Annotated in this window: 19 protein-coding genes; 12 read left to right on the forward strand and 7 right to left on the reverse strand. The window is 61.1% G+C overall.

Features of this window, described 5'->3' with window-relative positions:
- Positions 1-5 precede the first annotated feature (5 nt).
- Positions 6-1,817, reverse strand: coding sequence for a potassium/proton antiporter (locus ABIN98_RS00390; RefSeq protein ID WP_346906392.1), 1,812 nt, complete (start codon positions 1,815-1,817; stop codon positions 6-8).
- A gap of 361 nt (positions 1,818-2,178) precedes the next feature.
- On the opposite strand from ABIN98_RS00390, the gene ABIN98_RS00395 reads away from it, so the two are divergent.
- Genes ABIN98_RS00395 through ABIN98_RS00410 form a run of 4 tightly spaced genes read left to right on the forward strand, consistent with a single transcriptional unit; the run spans position 2,179 to position 4,082 of the window.
- Positions 2,179-2,757 (forward strand): YqaA family protein, encoded by a 579-nt coding sequence (locus tag ABIN98_RS00395; protein WP_346906394.1) that lies wholly within the window; start codon positions 2,179-2,181, stop codon positions 2,755-2,757.
- Positions 2,758-2,802: 45 nt separating this feature from the next.
- Positions 2,803-3,321: a disulfide bond formation protein B gene (locus ABIN98_RS00400; RefSeq protein ID WP_346906396.1), complete on the forward strand. Its 519-nt coding sequence runs from the start codon at positions 2,803-2,805 to the stop codon at positions 3,319-3,321.
- The gene (locus ABIN98_RS00405; RefSeq protein WP_346906397.1) at positions 3,318-3,575 is read left to right on the forward strand and encodes a hypothetical protein; all 258 of its coding nucleotides are present in this window, start codon (positions 3,318-3,320) and stop codon (positions 3,573-3,575) included. Before ABIN98_RS00400 ends, ABIN98_RS00405 begins: the two co-directional genes overlap by 4 nt.
- Before the next feature lie 45 nt (positions 3,576-3,620).
- Positions 3,621-4,082 (forward strand): metallopeptidase family protein, encoded by a 462-nt coding sequence (locus ABIN98_RS00410; protein ID WP_346906399.1) that lies wholly within the window; start codon positions 3,621-3,623, stop codon positions 4,080-4,082.
- A gap of 53 nt (positions 4,083-4,135) precedes the next feature.
- On the opposite strand, the gene ppa is transcribed toward ABIN98_RS00410, so the two are convergent.
- Positions 4,136-4,675 (reverse strand): inorganic diphosphatase, encoded by a 540-nt coding sequence (gene ppa / locus ABIN98_RS00415; RefSeq protein ID WP_346906401.1) that lies wholly within the window; start codon positions 4,673-4,675, stop codon positions 4,136-4,138.
- Positions 4,676-4,824: 149 nt separating this feature from the next.
- Between ppa and ABIN98_RS00420 the strand changes: the two genes are divergently transcribed.
- Complete coding sequence (locus tag ABIN98_RS00420; RefSeq protein ID WP_346906403.1) at positions 4,825-5,388, forward strand: hypothetical protein; 564 nt, start codon at positions 4,825-4,827, stop codon at positions 5,386-5,388.
- 19 nt (positions 5,389-5,407) lie between these two features.
- Here the strand turns inward: ABIN98_RS00420 and ABIN98_RS00425 are convergent, their stop codons facing one another.
- Positions 5,408-5,923, reverse strand: coding sequence for a GNAT family N-acetyltransferase (locus ABIN98_RS00425; protein WP_346906405.1), 516 nt, complete (start codon positions 5,921-5,923; stop codon positions 5,408-5,410).
- A 477-nt stretch (positions 5,924-6,400) separates the two neighbouring features.
- Between ABIN98_RS00425 and ABIN98_RS00430 the strand changes: the two genes are divergently transcribed.
- A complete protein-coding gene (locus ABIN98_RS00430; protein WP_346906407.1) occupies positions 6,401-6,805 on the forward strand; it encodes a DUF2794 domain-containing protein in 405 nt (134 codons plus the stop codon).
- 106 nt (positions 6,806-6,911) lie between these two features.
- Here the strand turns inward: ABIN98_RS00430 and ABIN98_RS00435 are convergent, their stop codons facing one another.
- From ABIN98_RS00435 to ABIN98_RS00450, 4 genes are all read right to left on the reverse strand, one after another.
- Positions 6,912-7,670: a Bax inhibitor-1/YccA family protein gene (locus ABIN98_RS00435; protein WP_346906409.1), complete on the reverse strand. Its 759-nt coding sequence runs from the start codon at positions 7,668-7,670 to the stop codon at positions 6,912-6,914.
- A gap of 166 nt (positions 7,671-7,836) precedes the next feature.
- A complete protein-coding gene (locus ABIN98_RS00440; protein ID WP_346906411.1) occupies positions 7,837-8,595 on the reverse strand; it encodes a hypothetical protein in 759 nt (252 codons plus the stop codon).
- A gap of 81 nt (positions 8,596-8,676) precedes the next feature.
- The gene (locus tag ABIN98_RS00445; RefSeq protein ID WP_346906413.1) at positions 8,677-11,247 is read right to left on the reverse strand and encodes an ABC transporter permease; all 2,571 of its coding nucleotides are present in this window, start codon (positions 11,245-11,247) and stop codon (positions 8,677-8,679) included.
- Entirely contained in the window at positions 11,244-11,960 is a 717-nt protein-coding gene (locus ABIN98_RS00450; RefSeq protein ID WP_346906415.1) for an ABC transporter ATP-binding protein, read from the reverse strand. Before ABIN98_RS00450 ends, ABIN98_RS00445 begins: the two co-directional genes overlap by 4 nt.
- A 128-nt stretch (positions 11,961-12,088) precedes the next feature.
- On the opposite strand from ABIN98_RS00450, the gene ABIN98_RS00455 reads away from it, so the two are divergent.
- The 6 genes from ABIN98_RS00455 to ABIN98_RS00480 all read left to right on the forward strand — a co-directional run bounded on the left by ABIN98_RS00455 (position 12,089) and on the right by ABIN98_RS00480 (position 18,024).
- On the forward strand, positions 12,089-12,712 hold the full coding sequence (locus ABIN98_RS00455) for an arylesterase (protein WP_346906417.1): 624 nt from the start codon (positions 12,089-12,091) through the stop codon (positions 12,710-12,712).
- Between the two features lie 55 nt (positions 12,713-12,767).
- Entirely contained in the window at positions 12,768-13,820 is a 1,053-nt protein-coding gene (locus ABIN98_RS00460; protein ID WP_346906419.1) for an aldo/keto reductase, read from the forward strand.
- 267 nt (positions 13,821-14,087) lie between these two features.
- Positions 14,088-14,624: an RNA 2',3'-cyclic phosphodiesterase gene (thpR, locus tag ABIN98_RS00465; protein WP_346906421.1), complete on the forward strand. Its 537-nt coding sequence runs from the start codon at positions 14,088-14,090 to the stop codon at positions 14,622-14,624.
- Positions 14,625-14,856: 232 nt separating this feature from the next.
- Entirely contained in the window at positions 14,857-15,345 is a 489-nt protein-coding gene (locus tag ABIN98_RS00470) for a DUF922 domain-containing protein (RefSeq protein ID WP_394701388.1), read from the forward strand.
- Positions 15,346-15,650: 305 nt separating this feature from the next.
- Complete coding sequence (locus ABIN98_RS00475) at positions 15,651-16,883, forward strand: sulfatase-like hydrolase/transferase (protein WP_346906425.1); 1,233 nt, start codon at positions 15,651-15,653, stop codon at positions 16,881-16,883.
- Positions 16,876-18,024, forward strand: coding sequence for a sulfatase/phosphatase domain-containing protein (locus ABIN98_RS00480; protein WP_346906426.1), 1,149 nt, complete (start codon positions 16,876-16,878; stop codon positions 18,022-18,024). Before ABIN98_RS00475 ends, ABIN98_RS00480 begins: the two co-directional genes overlap by 8 nt.
- Positions 18,025-18,105: the final 81 nt, after the last annotated feature.

Raw genomic sequence — 18,105 nt, forward strand, 5'->3', positions numbered from 1 at the left:
ATGCGCTACCGCCCTTCGGGCTGCTTGAGCGCTTTATTCATCCGAAGCAAGGCGGCAATTCTGGCCAGGTGAACCTTGGCACGATCCGGCCATTCCGGTTCTTCCGGCAATTCGAGAATGGCCCGGGAAACGGTGTCGCCGTCGAGGTCCACCGCGACCAGATCGAGGCTGTCCAGTTCAAGCCGATCGCCGACACGAAGGACATCGCCGAATCTCTCCGCGAAGGCCTGACCTATGGTCATTTCCCGGTATCGGTCGGGCAGGTCGAACTTGTACTCTTCCGCAAGCAGGCCGAGGGTGATGGTGCTGTCGAACGCGAAGCCCTGGAAGTCGGCGGTCTTCATGGGTGCGGCGGATGCGTCGAACAGCGCATCGAGGCGTGCGATTTCTTTGGGCGGGACCAGGAAGTAGCCGTAGTCCCCGGGTGTCAGAGGGCCGGCCTGTTCCGTCGACACAACCTCATCGCCCCTGACGACGAAGACCGGCTTGAGCCAGACGGGCGTATACGATGCCGACAAAAAGGAACACCCTTCCTCGACCGGATAGGCGACCAGTTCCAGTTGCTGCTGCCCCGGCAGATCGATCTCGAACCGCTTCACGGCGGGTGCCGTATCCGGCAAGGCCAGTTTCAGGAGCCGCGCGGTCCAGCCCAGGGACGCTCCCTGTGCAATCAGTGAAACCAGGACAACGACGAACGCCAGGTTGAAAAACAGCTGGGCGCCCGGCAGATGTGCCAGCACCGGCAGGGTCGCCAGAAAAATGGATACCGCGCCGCGCAAGCCGACCCATGACACGTAAATGGTTTCCGCTTTTGTGAAGCGGAACGGCGCCAGCGAGGCCAACACGCCAAGCGGCCGGGCCACCAGCATCAGAAACACGGCGACCAGGATCGCGGTGAAGGCGTAGTCGGCCATCTTGCTGGGCGTCACCAGCAATCCGAGCATAACGAACATGACCAGCTGGGCCATCCATGTGGAACTGTCCATGAAGCTCAGCAATGAAGGAAAGGCCCGGACCGGCCGGTTGCCGAGGACGAGGCCTGCCAGGTAGACGGCCAGGAACCCGCTGGCGTTGAGCAACGCGGAAACGGTGAAGATCACGATGGCGGCCGCAAGAACGAAGAGGGGTAGCAGCCCTCCCGCCAACGGCATTCGGGACAGGATCCAGACCAGAGTGAATCCTCCGGCGGTTCCGATCAGGGCCCCGAGCGCAAACTGCTGGAAAAACAGAACCAGGGTTCCGGCAAGGGGATTGGCCGCATTGGGGGCCGCGCTCACCAGGGCGAATTCCAGCAGGGCCAGCGTGAGGAACAGGGCCATGGGGTCGTTGGTGGCGGATTCCGTTTCCAGCACCGGCCCGACCCTGCCCCGGAGTTTGAGTCCTCCGGCCTTCAGGAGGAAGAATACGGCGGCGGCATCGGTGGAGGCGACAATGGAGCCGAGCAGGAAACTGACGATCCAGCCGAAGCCGATGACATAGTGGGCAAACACGCCGGTGAGAAAGGCCGTGACGAGCACGCCGACCGTGGAAAGCGCCAGGGCGGGTGCGGCAACGGACCGGATCGTGGACAGGCGGGTGCGCATGCCGCCGTCGAACAGGATGACCGCCAGTGCGGCGGAACCGATCAGATAGGCGATAATGTAACTGTCGAAACTCAGTCCGACCGGTCCGTCCTCGCCGAGCAGCATACCGATGCCGAGAAAGACCAGAAGCAGGGGTGCGCCAAAACGCACGGCGGCAATGCTCGACAGGATGCCAAGCACGATAATGGCCGCCGCTGACAGCAGGACGAGGTTGTTGACGACAAGGTCTTGCATCGTTTCCGCAGTTCCCGGCGCTTCACGGTCCGGCGCGCCGATAGCGCTTGCCCGCTTTTGATTGCCGGATAGTCATTCACGTGTAGGTCTGATCACGCCAGCCTATGGCATCCCACAAATGTAGTCGATGTGTCATGAATGTCCGGTGTCGGTTTCACGCATTACTGGTAATGTCAGGCAGCTGAAATCGGTCGGCCCGCGATTGAATCCGCGAAGCGCCATGAGGCCGGGTATTCCGCTGAGCCGAAAGCAGCTTGACCGGGACCTTATCTGGCTCTAGGCGTTTTCCATGCGCATCCGGCCCGCCAGCAACCGACGCAGGGCGTAGCGATTGCGGGAATTGCGGGCTGAGGTAATGGGAATGTTGAGACGCCTTTACGACTGGACCCTGTCCCTTGCGGCGGGTCCGCGAGCGAATGTCGCACTTGGAACCGTTTCCTTCATAGAAAGCTCGGTTTTTCCGCTTCCGCCGGACATCCTGCTGATCCCGATGGTGATCGCAAAGCGGGAAAAGGCCTGGTATCTGGCCTTTCTGTGCACCGTTACCTCGGTGGTCGGCGGCCTGCTCGGCTATTTCATCGGCTCGGTCCTGTTTCACGAGATTGCGGAGCCGATCCTGTCCTTCTATGGGTATCTCGACAAGTTCGACGAGTTCAAAAGGCTCTTTAACGAGTGGGGCTGGTGGTTCGTCTTTTTCGCGGGCCTGACGCCGTTTCCTTACAAGGTGATTACCATCGCGAGCGGTGTCACCGGATTGAGCCTGCCGATCTTCATGCTGGCGAGCGTGGTGTCGCGCGGGATCCGATTTTTCGTCGTCTCCGCGCTGCTTTACTTCTTCGGGCCGCCGATCCGAGATTTCATCGAAAAGCGGCTCGGCCTCATGTTCACCGTATTTGTTGTGTTGCTGGTCGGCGGTTTCGCGGCAATTAAACTGCTTTAGGCAAATTGCTTCAGGCGAGCTGCTTCAGGATGGGTGAATAGGATAATGACGAGTAAGACGACCGCCAAAGCCGCCATGATCGTGCTTCTTCTGGGCGGACTGGCCGTGATTGCAACGGCCTGGGGGTTCCAGCTCATCGGCGGCTATGATCCGTGCGAGCTCTGTCTTGAGCAGCGCGTGCCTTATTATGTGGGGCTGCCACTGACGGCACTGGCCCTGGTTCTCGGGTCCGCGGGGCGTCATAGACTGGCCGCTCTTGTCATGCTTCTGACCGTCATGGTCTTTGCCTATGGCTCCGGCCTCGGGGTCTATCAGGCCGGGGCCGAGTGGGACTTCTGGATCGGGCCGACCGATTGCGGGGGCACCGGCGGCGCGCCCACATCGGCGGCGTCGCTGCTGGGGGATCTGGACGGATACCGGCTGGTCAGCTGCACCGAGGCGGCGTTGCGCATCCTGGGGCTCTCCTTTGCCGGTTGGAATGCCGTGGCATCCGCCGGTCTTGCGCTTCTGGCGCTGATCGGGGCAATCTCGCTGAAAGGGGTCGTCAGGGAGAGCCAAGCGTGACCAGTCATCGGGACCGGCAGGAAGCGAAGCGGGAAGAGGCGCTCAGGGCTATCGACCGCGCGGAGGCCGAGAGCGAGACGATCACCGGCTCCACGCTCGCCCGCATGGCGAAGCGGGCGCAGGACCACATGGCCGGTGCCGATGCCGACGAGAACGACCGGATCGAGGTCTGGGGCAAGCGGATCGGCCGAACGGCGGGACTTCTGTTTGCCATAGGCCTCGTCATTCACCTGGTCACGACCTATCTCCTATAGGCGCCCGATGCCGGATCCGGTGCGGGCCGGTATCAGGAGAGGCTTATGGAGGACTGGGTGAAGGAAGGCCTGGAAAATGCCCGGACGATGAAGAGCCCGGACAACTGGTATCTCCGTCAGCCTCCCGGCCTGAAGGTTTTTCAGCAGATCGCGGCAGACGCGTTCGAAGCGCTCCCGGATGAATTCCGTGAGCGGTGCCAGGATCTGGTCATCACTGTCGAGGACTGGGCCAGCGAGGACATGCTGGACAGCGTCGGCGTGGACGATTTCTACGGACTTCTCGGATTGTTCGAGGGCATTGGCCTCGCCCAGGGCGGCGGCGACTTGCGGACCGGGCAGCGGCCGAACCGGATCTGGCTGTTCCGCCGGCCGATCCTCGATTATTGGGCCGGCGGCGACGACAGCCTTGGCGATATCATTTCACATGTCCTCGTCCATGAGATCGGCCATCATTTCGGCCTGTCGGATGAGGATATGGAACGCATCGAGGCCGCGGCCGATCGCTGAGGATCTGCCGCGGCCCCGATAATTTTCCTAGACCTGCGAAGGGCCGCTGCCTGTTATTCGGCAGCCTGCTTGTTGGCGCGCTCGATCGATTCCACGATCATGCGCTTTGCCGTTTCGGCGCTCTCGACGGTCTTGACCTTGACCCACTTGCCCGGTTCCAGATCCTTGTAGTGCTCGAAGAAATGTTTGACCTGGCTGATCGTGATTTCCGGCAGATCATCAACGCTGTGAACCTTGTCATAGCGCTTGGTCAGCTTGTGGCTCGGAACGGCAATGATCTTTTCGTCCTGGCCGGATTCGTCTTCCATGATCAGAACGCCGATCGGCCGGCAGTTCATGATGGCGCCCGGAACGACCGGGCGCTGGTTGACCACCACGACGTCGATCGGATCGCCGTCGCCGCACAGGGTGTGCGGCACGAAGCCGTAGTTTCCGGGATAGCGCATGGGGGTGTAGAGGAAACGGTCGACGTACATGGCGCCGGCTTCCTTGTCCATTTCGTATTTGATCGGCTCGCCGCCGACGGAGACCTCTACGATCACGTTGATGTCTTCGGGCGGGTTCTTGCCGATCGGCACCGCATCGATACGCATGCTGCTTGACTCCTGTTCGCTGTTGATGGGTCTATTGCAGTCTGACCGGGCAAGCGCAAGCCCCTATTTGTTGCATTGCAACGATATGATGAATCCCGGATGGCGCCCGGGCTTTCGATTTCAGGCGGATTTGCCGCGATGAGGTGGACATGATTTTTTCCAGACTGGTTCTCGCTGCTGCGCTTTTTCTGGCTTTACCCGCCGTTTCAGGCGCCGCCGACATCACCAGCGCCTATACCAAGCTCGATCTGGACGCCTGCCAGTGGCGGCAGCCGACGGGCGAGGAGCAGGAGGGTATCGATGGCGGCACCGCGGACTGTCCGGGCTATGCCGGTATTCCGGTCTATGTCAGCGAAGGCGATCTGCGCATGTTCGTCTCTTTCGGAGCGGATGCGGAAAACGAAACGGCCGCCCATCAGACCCTGCCCAATTTCAACACGATCAACGACACGCTCGAATGGCGCCTGCGCGGCGGCCGGCCTTTTGCCACCATCCTGCGCTGGTTCCCGGACGAGGGCAGCGGGGGCAAAAAGGGCAATATCCTGGTCGTTACCCAGATCGCGCCGGGTGCCACCTGTCAGGTGGCGCGGGTCGATGCGCAGGTTAACGCGAATGCCAACGTCCTGGCGCGGCAGGCTGCCGACGAACTCGCCAACGGTTTCGACTGCAGCCAGGCGCCGGTGATCATCGGTCGGCCGGGAAACTTCAACTGAAGCTCCGGACCAAGCGGGCTTATGTCAGCGCCGGCCAGGTATAGACCGACAAGCCCATGCGTTTGCCGGCGCTGCGGTACCACGACTTGGCGGTGAGCCGGCCGCCCATGGCCTTGTAGAAGGTGCAGGCCGGGTCGTTGTCGCTGAGGACCTGCACGGCAAGGCCGGACAGGTTGCGGGCGGCCAACTCCGCCCTGACCGAACTGAACAGGCTGCGGCCGAAGCCGAGGCCCTGGTATTCCGGTTTCAGATAGAGTTCGTAGATCTCGCCTTCGCTGGCGAGGTCCCGGATGCGGCAGGTGCCGAAGGTGGCATATCCCGCGGGCTCGTCTGCGACCTGCAGCAGTTTGATCTGCACGCCGCGGGACAGGGCCGCGCGCCACCAGGGCGCGGTCCGCCGGGAGACGAGCCTTTGGAGTTCGACACCGTTCAGCAGGCCGCGATAGGCCCCGAGCCAGGCCGTGCTGTGTATCTCGGCCAGAGCGTCAGAATCCTCCGGCGTCGCCGGACGCAGGTCTATGAGCGCGGTTGTCATGAAGACAGGATACTATACAGGGCAGTTTGGGGAAGTCTGAAAATGCCCTGTTGCGGGCCGGTTATGAAGTGCGCGGACCCGAATATGAAAAGGGCCGGCTGATGGCCGGCCCTTCAGTTGCCCTGATGTTTGATACTGAAACTCTGGTTCGAACAAACCCGGATATCGGGGGGCTGGGGGGCTAATGCGTTCCGAGACCCAAGTCGTTCGACCCATCAGGGTATGAAGGAAATATGGTGGGCCAAAATGGCTTGCCAAGGGCTGGAATGCGGCAAAAACGTGATTTTTGAACTGGATATGTTCGAATTTGAAACCCTTGACAGAATGTCGCGGGCAAACTTGCGGAAATAGCGGGCTTGCCAAGCCTTTGACGGGGGGGGCATCATGACAAATGCATGACGTTGGATCGAAGGCGCGCCGGCCTCATCCTTGCCTCAAGGCCGATGCCGGTGTCCTTGGTGGAGAACAGGAGGCGGAATGAACGAAACCGAAGACAGCGCGTCGTTGCGCGGATCCGGTCAGGGGCCGGTTGCCGCGCATTCCCCGAATGCTCAGACCTCCCAGGCTCCGGCCAAGCCGGTCGTCTCCTTCAATCGGCGGGAACTCGATACGATCCTGCGGCTCTACGGCCGTATGGTCGCGGATGGCGAATGGCGCGACTATGCGATGGATCTTCTGAAAGACCGTGCCGTCTTCTCCGTTTTTCGCCGCAGCTCTGAAATGCCGCTTTACCGGATCGAAAAGGATCCGAAGCTCGCTCGCAAGCAGGGCGCTTATTCCGTGATTGCCACCGGCGGCATGATCCTGAAACGCGGCCATGACCTTGCACAGGTTCTGAAGGTTCTGGAAAAGAAAAAGCACCTGAGGCTGGTCGACGCCTGACGTCGGTAGACAGGGCTTCGTATGCAGCCCTGCCGCCATTGATGAGCAACGATACAAAAAAGCCCGGCACGATGGCCGGGCTTTCGTTTGTCTGGATGCGGGCCGCTTAGTTGCGGTTGCCGAACAGCTGCAGCAGCATCAGGAACATGTTGATGAAGTCGAGGTAGAGGCGAAGGGCGCCCATGACCGACTTCTTGGTGGCGACCTCGTGGCCGTCGCCTTCGTAGTACATTTCCTTGATCTGCTGGGTGTCGTAGGCGGTCAGGCCGGCGAAGACCAGAACGCCGATCACGGAAACGGCGAACTGCAGGGCGCTGGAGGCCAGGAAGATGTTCACCAGAGACGCGATCACGATGCCGATCAGGCCCATGAACAGGAACGAACCCCAGCCCGACAGGTCCTTCTTGGTGGTGTAGCCGAAGAGGCTCAGCGCACCGAAGGCAGCAGCCGTGATGAAGAACACGCGAGCGATCGACCCGCCGGTGTAAACCAGGAAGATCGAGGACAGGGAAATGCCCATGATCGCAGCGTAGACCAGGAAAGTCGTCCGTGCCGTCGATGCGCTCATCGACTGGATGCGGAAGGACAGGAACATGACGAAGCCGAGCGGCGCAAGCATGACGAGCCATTTCAGCGGGCTGCCGTAAAGGGCCATGCCGAACTGGGTCAGAGCCAGACCGCCGCCGCTCTGGTCAACAGCGAAGTAAACAGTCCCAAGGGCGAAAAGCCCGGTCAGGGCCAGGCCGAAGGTCATGTAGTTGTAGACGCCCAGCATGTAGGCGCGCAGGCCTTCATCGATGCCAGCTTCGGCACGAGCGCCGGCCACCGAATAAGAAGCCTGAGTGTTCCGGTCGAAGGTCGACATTCGAAAATCCTCTCAATTACAGTTTACCGCGGATTTCGGCCCGTCGGCGGTTTTCCCTTCCTATATGGGAAAAGCCTGATGTCAGGACAAGACAGCAATTATGAAATTTTGGCAATGTTTGCCTTAATTTCCGGTTTCCTGATGTCTTATTTTTTCATAATCCCGATTATTTCTTCATGGCCCCGAGGCGAGATTTGATCTGACCGTCGCACGTGCCGCCCGGGGTCCGGACGACTTCCTCTCCCTTGAAGGCCAGAATTTCCCGTTTCGGGTCGCGCATGTGGTCCGGCGTGATGCCGTCGTTGAACCATTGCAGAACCGCGTAATCACCGCCCGCGTCGGTCAGAAACGCCAATGCTTTTCCATCCTGGACGATGCCCAGGCGGCCGGTGCGAACCGGCTCGATGGTCACCTTCATGGTTTTGCCGTCGATGGTCAGGCCGGTCTTCGTCAGGCGCAGTTTTTTCAGGTTAGAGGCAGACGTGCCGTTCCAGGTGCCGAACAGGCGCTCGCCCTTGTTCTCGACGGACAGGCAGGAATTCTTGAAATTCGGGATCGAAAGGCGGACGGCGCTCACCTCGATCGGTTCCTTGTCCTTTTCCGCGATGGTGTATTTCATCTCGTTTTCGCCGGTGCGATAGACCCGGATGCCATAGGGCGCGTATTCGGAGGTACCCATGGTCCGGGTGAAGAAATCGAACTGGTTGGCATCGTTGGTGCCAGCCCTGCGGTAAAGCCAGCGCTTGGGCAGGCCGTCTTCGAACACCAGCCAGTCGCTGACGACCAGTCCCTTCGAGCCTTCCGGTGTGTTCAGCTGCCAGACGCCGGTATGGAACGGGGATTCCGCGTAAACCGGCGTTGTGATTGCGGTGGCGGCAATAATAGCCGCCCCGGCGGCGATTGTGCTCAAGGTCTTTTTAAACATCGGTGTCCAGCTTCCATCCCGTTTGATCGTCGTTTTTCGAGACGACAGGATAACTGTACTCCGCAGCTTGTCTCAAGCTGATTACAGATTACGCAAAACCGGAGCCGGTTTTTCCCCGAGCACTTTCCATGTGCCGATCAGGCCGAAGCCCACGGTCAGGGCCAGGGCGATCAGGGCTGCGCTTACTGCGGTGACGGGCAGAAGCGTGAAACTGCCGTTCATGATCTCCGATATCACGAACCAGGCGGCCAGCCCGCCGGCGATCAGAGCAAAGACGGCGGTGGCAAGGCCGAGCAGGGCGTATTCCAGGCCGTAGGCGATCATCAGCCGGGTTCGCGTGGCGCCCAGCGTTTTGAGGATGACGGCGTCGTAGATCCGGTTGCGGTGCCCGGCGGCCAGTGCGCCGGCAAGCACGAGAACGCTGGCGATCAGGGTGACGGAGGAAGCGCCGCGAATGGCCCAGGCGAGTTGAGCGACGAGGTCGTTGACCTGGGAAATGGCGTCCTTGACCCGGATGGCGGTCACGGTCGGGAAGGCATTGGCCACGGAATGCAGCAGCCCGAGTTCTTCATCCGTGCCTACTTCCTTGTCCCAGCCGAGGGTCATGAGGAAGGCGTGGGGCGCGCCGGCAAAGGTGTTGGGGGAGAACACCATGACGAAATTGATGGCAAGCGACTGCCATTCGACTTCTCGAAGATTGGCGATCTCGGCGGTGATTTCCCGGCCGAGCACATTGACGGTGACCTCGTCGCCAATGGTCATGCCGAGGTCACGGGCGGCCTGGGCCTCGAAGGAGACGAGTGGCTTTCCGGAATAATTCTCCGGCCACCAATCGCCTTCGACGAGTTTTGAATTATTCGGCGGCTGGGCTTCATAAGTGATGCCACGGTCGCCGCGCAGGATCCATGCAGCCGAGGGCGGGGCCTCGATCTGGTCGACCGGAACGCCCTTCAGGGCGACCAGCCTGCCGCGCAACATGGGAACGCTCTGCAAGTCGGCGTCCTTTGTTTCGCGTTCCAGCAGGGCCTGGAAGGCGTCGCGCTCGGAACCCTGGATGTCGATAAAGAAGAAACTCGGCGCCTGGTCGGCGATGGTCGCGGTCAGTTCCCTGCGCAGGTTGCCGTCGATCAGGGCAAGGGCAACCAGCAGGCTGAGACCCAGGCCGAGGGACAGGACCACCGACGGCGTCAGGGCGCCGGGCCGGTGGATGTTGGCAATCGCCAGCCTGAGTTCGGTGGAGCGGACCGACGGCAGGCGTTTGGCGATGGCCATGATGCCCCTGGCTACGAGTACCAGCAGAATGAAGGCACCAGCGGAGGCGCTGATGTAGATGGTCGCGATCCGCTTGTCATGGGCAAGGGCGATGGCGATCACCGCCAGCAGCAGGACGGTTGCGGCGGTCGCAAACAGATAGCGCTTGCGCGGTAGCCGGGCCTTGCCCGAGACGATGTCGCGGAAGAGGGCTCTGGGCGGCACGTCATGGGCGCGCCCGAGCGGCCAGAGCGCGAAGGCGAGTGCGGTCAGGAGCCCGTAGACGAGGCCGAGGCCCAGTTCCATGGGGTAGATCGATGTCACCAGCTCGACGGGCAGGACGCCGGCAAGCGCCGCGCCTGCCGCGAACGGGATGATCGCGCCGATGACGAGACCGATCGCGATCCCGATCATCGCGAGAATGAGCATCTGCACCAGATAGACCTGGAAGGCGAAGCCGCCGGTTGCGCCCAGGCACTTGAAGCTGGCGATCACGTTGCGTTTGGTTTCCAGATAGGCACGGATGGCATTGGCGACCCCGACCCCGCCGACGACAAGTGCCGTCAATCCGACCAAGGTCAGGAACTGGGCGAACTGGTCGATGTTGCGTTGAAGGCCCGGCGCCGCATTGGCCCGCGAACGGATCCGCCAGCCGGATTTGGGCATGTCGGCTTCGGCGGACGCGATCACACGTTCCAGGGTCGCATCGGAGGGATCGCTCGGCAGCCGGACACGGTAGTGCCAGCGGACCAGGCTTCCCGGCTGCACCAATTTCGTGTCGGCAATCGCCGCCTCGGAAATCATCAGCCGGGGCCCGAATTCCAGGCCGCCCGCCAGCTTGTCCGGCTCGTTGTCGATTACGGCATTGATCTTGATCCTGGTCCGGCCCAGGTCGAGGACGTCTCCGACCGAGATGTTCAGCCGGGCAAGCAGGGAAAGATCGGCGACCGCTCCCCAGATACCGTTCTTGCGCGACAGGGCCTCGCCAAGCTCCTGGCCGTCCTGCAGCTGCATCCGGCCATAGAGCGGATAACTGCCGTCGACCGCTTTCAGTTCGACAAGCGCCTGATCGCTGCCGTCGGGAAGCCGTGTCATGGCGCGCAGGGTGGCGACGCTCGACACCTTGCCGAGGGCATCCAGATAGGAGCGCTCTGCTTCATCCGCCTGGCGGTGAATGAGCGAGAAAGAAAGGTCGCCGCCGAGAATGGACTGGCCTTCAGCGGAAATACCCTCCGTCAGCGCGCGGGAGACTGAGGTCACCCCTGCGATGGCCGCGACGCCGAGCGCGATACAGGCGATGAAGATATGAAATCCTCTCAATCCGCCGCGCAGTTCGCGCAGGGCGAAGCGGATCGCCAGACGCAAACCGCTTCCCGACGGACTGGCCACGAAGCCGCTCATGCGCCGGCCCCGATGCCGGCTGAAACCGATTGGCGCGCGGTTTCGTCAACCTCTCCCGAGCGCACCCGGATGACGCGGTCACACCGTTCCGCCAGTGCGGGGTCGTGAGTCACGAGAACGAGCGTCGTTTTCCGTTCCTTCTGGGCGGAAAACATCAGGTCGACGATCTGGGCTCCGGTCGCATCGTCCAGATTCCCCGTCGGCTCGTCCGCAATCAGGATTTCCGGCCGGACGACGAGGGCGCGGGCGACGGCCACCCTTTGCTGCTCACCACCGGACATCTGAGCGGGATAATGATGAAGGCGATGGCCGAGGCCGACCGCGTCGAGTTCCTGGCGGGCCTTGTCGAAGGCCTGCCCGTCGCCGGCAAGCTCCAGCGGGACGGCGACGTTTTCCAGTGCCGTCATGTTCGGTACGAGGTGAAACGACTGGAAGATGATGCCGACATTGCGTCCGCGAAACTGCGCCAGCTGGTCTTCCGACAGGGGGCCGAGCTCGGAGCCGGCCACCTTCACCGAGCCCGTATCGGCCCGTTCCAGCCCGGCCATGACCATCAGCAAAGTGGATTTTCCGGATCCGGACGGGCCGACCAGCCCGACGGAGGTTCCCGCCTGAATATCCAGATCGATCCCTTTCAGGATATGAACCCGGCCAGCGCCTTCGCCGAGGGCAAGATGAACATCTTTCAGGGCGATCACTGGTCCGTTCGTCATCTTCAGTCCTATATAAGGGTTCGGACCGAGCCTCGGCCCACACTGGTTTCACGACGCCCCTACGGACGCGACGTCTGCTCATATGGGGCGCAAGCATGGAGTAGGCTAGCCTTCTTATGTGGTCAAAAATGTATCAATTTATCGCCGCAGCGGTTCTGGTACTTGGTTGCGGTACCGCGGTTTCGGCCGAGCCGCTGAAGCTGGTCGTCCTGGGCGATAGCCTGTCGGCCGGTTATCTTCTGCCCTCCAACGAGGCCTTTCCCTCGCAGCTGCAGGCGGCCCTTGAGAAGCGGGGGCACGACGTCGAAGTGGTCAATGCCGGGGTTTCCGGGGATACGACCGCCGACGGGCTGGCAAGGCTCGACTGGTCGGTCGGGCCGGATGCGAAGGCCGTGATCGTCGAACTCGGGGCCAATGACGCCCTGCGTGGTTTGCCGCCGGAAAAGACCCGCGAAAACCTGAGCGAGATCGTCAGCCGGCTGACTGACCGGAACGTTGAAGTCCTTGTCGCGGGCATGCTGGCACCCCGAAATCTGGGAGACGATTACGCGTCCAGCTTCGATCCGATCTTCGCCGACGTGTCGCGCATCCACGGGGCGCTGCACTATCCGTTCTTTCTGGAGGGGGTTGCCATGAAGCCGGAGCTCAATCTGGCCGACGGTATGCATCCGACCGGCGAGGGCGTTTCCATCATCGTCCAGAATATGTTACCTGCGGTCGAAGACCTGATCGAAAGGGCCGGTTCCTCCTGACCGCCGGCGTTTCTTCCAAACCAAAATTCAAACGAACAGTTTGAGGATTTCTCAGATGGATTACCGCCGTCTTGGCCGCACCGATTTGAATGTCAGCTCCATTTGCCTGGGAACCATGACCTTCGGCGAACAGAACACCGAAGCCGAAGGCCACGCGCAGATGGATTTCGCCGTCGATCGCGGTATCAATTTCTTCGACACCGCGGAGCTCTATCCGATCGCGCCGATCAAGGAGACCCAGGGCCGGACCGAACGGATCATCGGCACATGGCTCAAAAGCCGAGGCAACCGGGACAAGATCATCGTCGCGTCGAAGGTGGTCGGACGGACGGCCAACACCTGGTTCCGCAAGGACGGGTCCGAAGGCCGGCTGACCAAGGTCCAGATCGAGGAGGCTGTCGACCAGAGCTTGCGCAACCTGCAGACCGACTACATCGACCTTTATCAGCTGCACTGGCCGGACCGGGAAGTGTCGGGCTTCGGTTCCAACCCGACCCAGTGGGTCGACCCGGCCCCGGTGGAGGACGAGACGCCGATCGAGGTCACGCTGGAAGCGCTCGACGGTCTCGTGAAGGCAGGCAAGGTGCGCCACATCGGCCTGTCGAATGAAAGTGCCTGGGGCACAATGAGTTTCGTGAAGGCGGCCGAAGCCATGGGGCTGCCGCGGGTCGTTTCGATCCAGAACGCCTATTCGCTCGTCAATCGGACCTTCGAGATCAATCTGGCCGAAATCGCTCTGCGCGAGAATGTGGGTCTGCTTGCCTATTCGGCCCTGGCGCAAGGGTATCTGACCGGGAAATACCAGAATGGCGCCCTGCCGCACGGTACGCGCAAGACCCTTTTCAACCGCTTGCAGCGCTATGAAAAGCCTGGAACGGCAGAGGCGATTGAAGATTATCTGGCCCTGGCGAAAGAAGCCGAACTGGATGTCGCCCAGATGGCGATCGCCTTTGCGCTCAGCCGCAGCTTCATGACTTCGGTGATCATCGGCGCGACCCGCATGGATCAGCTGGAGACCGATATTGCTGCGGTGGACATCAAGATCACGGAAGACCTGGAAGCGCGGATCAATGCGATCCACCAGGTGCGCGGCAACACGGCGCCCTGAGCGCCGGGCCGCCGGAACCTTGTGCTTCCGGCGGCCGTATCACGGTTCCGGTCGTCTGTGTCAAGCCCTTGTTTCTGTTGGTTTTTGACAGTTTTGCGACATAGAATCACTTTGCCGTTTTGCGCCGGTTCGTGACCGATATAGGCTGATGCCGGTTGCCACCTAGAAGTGAACCGTTCCTATATTCCAAGGGCTTACGATTTCTCCTTGCACTGGCGGCAAAGTTGATTCCTCATGGACCCATCAGCGTCAGCGGAGGGGTGCCCCATGCCGCGATTGTTTACAGGTCTCGAGATCCCGTCACAGACAGGTCTCATGCTTTCCATGCTCCGGGGCGGTCTTCGGGGCGCGCGCTGGATTGATCCTGAAAACTATCACATCACCTTGAGATTTATCGGCGATATCGACGACCGGACCGCCGACGAGATTGCCGATGCGCTCGACCGTGTCCGGCGAAAGCCGGTGGAGATCCGGCTGACCGGCCTCGGATCCTTCGGCAACGGCAAGCCGCATGCGGTTTGGGCCCGGGTGGAGCCGACGCCGGAGCTCAACGAGCTTCAGGCCGAACAGGAACGCATCATCCAGCGGCTCAACCTGCCGCCGGAGCGGCGTAAATACATGCCTCACGTCACCATTGCCCGCTGCCGAACCTCGTCCAACGAGGACGTCGCCAAGTGGCTGTCTGAACGGGGGAACTTCCAGGCGCCACCCTTTGTCGCCGGACGGTTCGTTTTGTTTTCCGCCAAGGCGAGCGTCGGTGGTGGACCCTATCTGGTTGAGGAAGCCTATCCGCTGGCTGCCTGAGTTGCCATAACGGCAATTTTTTGCGAAAGCCGGAATTCCGTGCGAGGATGACCACCGCACGTTGATATCGGCTTCAGGCTTTCAGATGGGGTGGCGTATAACAGCTCCGATTACGGCTGCTGCGGTGCTTGTTGTCGGCACTGTTAATATCGCTCGCGCCGAAATCATTTACAAAACGATTGAACGTGAGTATCGGGTCCACGGCAAAAGTGCCCGGGACGTTGCCGCCTATATGCGCGATCGCCCCTTCCGGGGCGACAATGGCCCGGCGATTGCCAATATCCGGGCAAGATATTCTTATGATTTCAAGACGAAAAAGGATCAGAACTCCTGTCGGGTCGACCGCTTTCGGATGAGGGTGGGTTTCACCCTGACCCTGCCGCGTGCAACGCAGGAAAGTTCCTTCGACCGGAAGACGAAACGCCGCTGGAAAAGCCTGCAGCAATTCATCCGACGCCATGAAGGCGTGCACCGGAAAATCTACCTGTCCTGCGCGCGGCAGATGGAACGCGAGGTGAAAAAGGTCCGGCCGAAGGTCTGCCAGTTCCTCAATCGGGAGATTGGCCGGATCGTCCGCGAAGGGAAGAAGACATGCGAAGACAAGCAGCGCGCCTTCGACCGGCGGGAGCTTCGTCGCCTGACCAACCACAGCTTCTTCAAGCAGGCCAGAGCCGAGCGCGATCGCAATAGTAGAAATATCGCGGCTAAATACGGAAACTAGGGTGTGTATTCATAAATGGACGAATGCCAATGACCGCTTGCGGCGGAGCTTTTGAGGTGACCCATTCGCCGCGTATGGCGGCAATGCGGACCTTTCTGCCGTTCGCTGCAACTGCACCACAGCGACGGACGGCGCGCGGAATTGAGCCAGTGTGCCTCTTTTCTGGTAGTCTCCCACAATACTGCCCAGTCCGACGAGCACAGTTCTGCTCCAAGGAGTGCTGACTAAAAACGCAATTTCGCACGCATGGATTGTATGTTACCCTAGCGTCAGAATTTGGTTCTGATGATTGCTGAGGGACGACTATGACCCAGCCATTTCATGTCAGGCGTGCAATTCAAGGAGGTGCTGTCCTCCTGTTCATCACTTCAGCATCAGCGGCCAGCGCACAAGATACTCCGCGGGACGGCACTGTGTTGCCACTGCCACCAGCACCTTTCGAAGGGGTCATTACGGAAACCTTTGAAGGCTCGACACAGGATTACCCGCAGCCCGTAACGCCGCCTGAAGGGGCACCCAACGTTTCGGTCATCCTAATCGACGACCTCGGCTTCGGGCAGCCCGGCACATTCGGTGGGCCGGTTCCGACCCCGGCCATGGATGCCCTCGCAGAAGATGGCCTGCGTTTCACGCGGTTTCACACCACCGCAATTTGCTCGCCGACGCGGGCGGCTCTGCTGACCGGGCGCAACCACCACCAAAGTGGCTTTGGTACGATTACCGAGCTGTCCACCGGTTATCCGGGCTACAACAGCATCTGGCCTCGCTCGACAGCCACAATCGCAGAGATCCTCAAGGATCATGGTTACTCGACCGCCGCGTTCGGAAAATGGCATAACACGCCCGATTGGGAAACCTCTCCGATGGGGCCCTTCGATCGCTGGCCGACCGGGCTGGGGTTTGAATACTGGTACGGCTTCCAGGGCGGCGAGACCAGCCAATGGGACCCGCAGCTCTTTCGGAACACGATCCCAGTGGAACCGGAGATCGGCCCGAAGGAAGGCTACAACCTCAACGTCGATCTGGTGGATGACGCGATCGCATGGCTTGATCGCCAGCAATCCATTGCGCCGGACAAGCCCTATTTCATGTATTTCGCACCGGGCGCAGTTCATGCTCCGCTGCACGTCAGCGAAGAATGGATCGACAAATTCTCGGGCCAGTTCGATCAGGGCTGGGACAAGGTCCGCGAAGAGACGCTCGCCCGGCAGAAGGAGCTCGGGGTCGTTCCCGAAAACACCGACCTCACGTCGCGACCGGAAGAAATCGAGGCCTGGGACACGCTCGACGCAGACGCGCAACGGCTCTTCAGTAGACACCAGGAAGTGTTTGCCGGATTCCTGGGCCAGACAGATCATGAAATCGGACGCCTTGTCGACAAGGTCCAAGCGTTGCCCGGGGCCGACAATACGCTGATCATCCTGGTGGCAGGCGACAACGGCCCCAGCGCCGAGGGCAGCGTCGCCGGTACGCTGAACAACATGATGACCCAGAACGGCATTCCGGACACGGTCGAGGGCGCAGCTGCCCGTGATTGACGAGATCGGCGGCCCGCTGCATGAAAATCACTACCCTGTCGGCTGGGCGTGGGCGGGTTCGTCGCCGTTCCAGTGGATGAAGCGCGTGCCCTCGCATTTCGGTGGAACCCGAAATGGTATGGTCATCAGCTGGCCGGCGAAGATCACCGACAGCGGGGGCATCCGGACACAATTCCATCACGTCGTGGACATTGCCCCGACGATCCTCGAAGCCGCCGGCATTCCCGAGCCCGAAGTGGTCAACGGCACCAAGCAGACGCCCATGGCAGGCGTGAGCATGGGGTACAGCTTTGCTGATGCCGAGGCCCCCGGGACACGGCACACGCAGTATTTCGAGACCGGAGGGCATCGCGCGCTCTATCATGACGGCTGGGTCGCCGCGTCGTTCCACGGTGCGCCCTGGGTGCTGACCGGCTCGGTCGGTTTCGACGACAGCACCTGGGAGCTCTACAACATCGAGGAAGATTTCTCGCAGGCACACGACGTCGCCGCCGAGAACCCCGAGAAGCTCGCCGAGCTTCAGGCGATGTTCGACGAAGAGGCCAAAAAGTTCCAAGTCTACCCGCTAGACGACCGCTTCTCCGAGCGTGCCAGGAACCCCGAACGTCCGTCAGTGACCCGCGGCCGAACCGTGTTCACCTACGCGCCGGGGACGACACGCATACCGGAAGGCAGCGCGGCTCCGGCCTATCAACGCTCTCATACGATCATTGCCGAGATCGAGGTGCCTCAAGGAGGCGCAAGTGGTGTACTCATCGCGAACGGCGGGTCGTCGTCCGGATACACGTTGTATCTCGAGAACGGGGTTCCGGTGTATGAGTTCAACTTCTTCGGCAAGGACCTCTACCGGGTCGCGGGCGAGACACCGGTGGGGCCAGGTGAGCATACGGTGACGATGGTCTATGAACAACTTCCTTTCGAGCCCGGGAATGAGGTTACGGGCGGCACGGCGAGGATCCTTGTGGACGGGACCGAGGTTGCAAGCGGTGATGTCGAGAAGGTCGTTCCTTCCCGCTACTCGGCAACCGAGACGCTGGATATTGGAATGGACCTCGGTGCAACGGTTACTCCTGTCTACAGGGAGCAGGCGCCATTTGCATTCACAGGCACGATCAAGCAAGTGACCGTGGAATTGCAGTAGCGTCAAAAATTCGGGCTGCGGCGGAAAGGGCAACTGCCCTGCCGCGGCCCAGCCTACGACTGTCGTAACGCAGGACGCGGC

This window comes from uncultured Roseibium sp. (genome assembly GCF_963675095.2).
In the GTDB taxonomy this organism is placed as follows: domain Bacteria; phylum Pseudomonadota; class Alphaproteobacteria; order Rhizobiales; family Stappiaceae; genus Roseibium.